2 protein-coding genes are annotated in these 1,904 nt (G+C 40.2%); one reads left to right on the top strand and one right to left on the bottom strand.

From position 1 onward, the window contains the following. Window positions 1-504 precede the first annotated feature (504 nt). On the top strand, window positions 505-1,149 hold the full coding sequence (locus IQR33_RS25500) for a helix-turn-helix transcriptional regulator (RefSeq protein ID WP_005380169.1): 645 nt from the start codon (window positions 505-507) through the stop codon (window positions 1,147-1,149). 123 nt (window positions 1,150-1,272) lie between these two features. On the opposite strand, the gene IQR33_RS25495 is transcribed toward IQR33_RS25500, so the two are convergent. After that, on the bottom strand, window positions 1,273-1,904 hold a 632-nt coding region (locus tag IQR33_RS25495), incomplete at its 5' end, for a chromate transporter (RefSeq protein WP_193844172.1).

Here is a 1,904-nt window from a genome sequence, read left to right as displayed (position 1 = left end):
CTTCAAATGTTGTGGGAAGCGATGAAATTATAAGAAAGGATCAGTGAAAGCTGTTCTCATTATTGAGAATGATTCAGGCTGGAAGGGAGTATTTAGGTACGTCTATTTAAAGTATTAAAGAAAAAAATAACATAATCATAATGTTATTTTTTGTATTTACTTTAAGTACTCATCAAGTATGAAATGAAGCCAATATAAAGAAGTAATTTGTTCTATTGCACTGAGCGGAGCAGTCATCCATTTTTTATAAATGGCATTTTATCCAATTATTATCTTTATTATTTAATATTATAAATCATATCCTTATGCTAACACAGGTTGAAAAGTATGGATAAAAACACAACAGGTTCATACTTTTTAAGTCTTTTTCGGTGCTGAAAAGCAATGCGATATCATTCTGAAGTGCTATATTTTCTACTTAAAATGAAGATAAATTCTCTTTGCTGCCTCCAATTAATTTTCTAACGGGGGTTGGTGAAACAGGTAAGTTAATGTGGTGGGACTATGGAAAAGAAGCACTTGATACTGCTAGCTGAGAGTAATTTACAAAGTAACTTAATAAAAAAACAGCTGTCTTCCATTCATGATGTCGATGTAAAGATAATGCAACCAGATGAAGTGGTGTTCAGAAGTCACTCACTCAGTATCGATTTGATGTTTATTGATTACGATTTTATGCGTCAGCTTGAAGTACAAGGAAAGTTACCAGATTTTGATCTATTTGGGTGGTCCTTTATGCTTCACAACGTCCCTTGTGAAAAAGTACAAACGGACTTACTGCATTGGAAGTTGTTGAAAGGAATTTTGCTCCGAAGTGCATCAGTGACACATATATGTGATGGCGCGGAATACGTACTGAAAGGTGGGTTGTGGCTACCAAGAATGTACCTAGAGAAGTTAGTCCTCAATTATCGGCATGCAAATTTGTCCGAAGAACAGCAGCATGATGAGTTAACATGCAGAGAAAAACAGATTCTAGAGCTACTTGTGTACGGCATTTCAAATCAACAAATTGCTTCAAGACTTTTTTTATCTGAAAGTACAGTGAAAAGCCATATATACAAGTTGTACAAAAAACTCGATGTCCATTCTCGTCATGATGCAGTTAAGTTGGTAAGAATGAACAATGGCTTAACCGAGAGAAGTTAAGTCATAATTTGTGATGCTCTTTTTATCGGGGTCTGTTCCGTTTTCACTATCTAATCTAAGCAAGGGCACTCGTATTTGAGTGCCCGTGGTTTATCTAGATTCAATAGTTGGCGTATCAGCAGGCTACATCATGCCCGTGACAAGGCCTGCTGCCACAAAAAACACGATCATCCATAGTACCGAAAGGTTGAGCTTTTTGTGTAGATAGAAACCCGCAATCACTAACGCCATGTCGATGGGAGCAACAACTGCGCTGCTAAATACTGGCTGGTAAAGTGCCGCGAGTAGTAACCCTACTACCGAGGCATTTACACCGTTGATGGTGCCGGAGACCAGCGGTTTGCCTGCCAGTGCTTGCCAGTTTTTAAGAACGCCAAGCAGTAGAAGAAACCCTGGGAGGAATACGCCAAGCGTTGCGATCAGCGCGCCTAAAATTGGCGTATCCGAAAGCTCATAACCGATAAAAGTCGCAAAGGTGAACATTGGCCCCGGTACAGCTTGTGCAGCGGCGTAGCCTGTTAAAAATGCATCTTGGCTGAGCTGGTCGCCAACAATGTTTTGCAGAAGCGGCAGAACCACATGACCGCCACCAAACACTAAGCTACCAGCTTGGAAAAAATCACTAAACAGCCCAAGCAAAGGTAACGTATGAGCCACTAACGGTAAGCCGAGTAAAAGCATCGCAAATAGAGCTAATGGCGCGATAGACGGTTTAAACGACTCGGCTGATGGCGCGGAGTCTTTCTTCAGATATC

The sequence above is a fragment of the Vibrio sp. OPT46 genome, assembly GCF_015163535.1.
GTDB lineage: Bacteria > Pseudomonadota > Gammaproteobacteria > Enterobacterales > Vibrionaceae > Vibrio > Vibrio alginolyticus.
The sequence above is the reverse complement of the archived record's forward strand: the minus strand, read 5'-3'. Positions and strand labels throughout refer to the sequence as shown.

Coding starts and splice junctions, on each gene's coding strand:
- IQR33_RS25500 (WP_005380169.1), top strand. CDS start 505: ATGGAAAAGAAGCACTTGATACTGCTAGCTGAGAGTAATTTACAAAGT.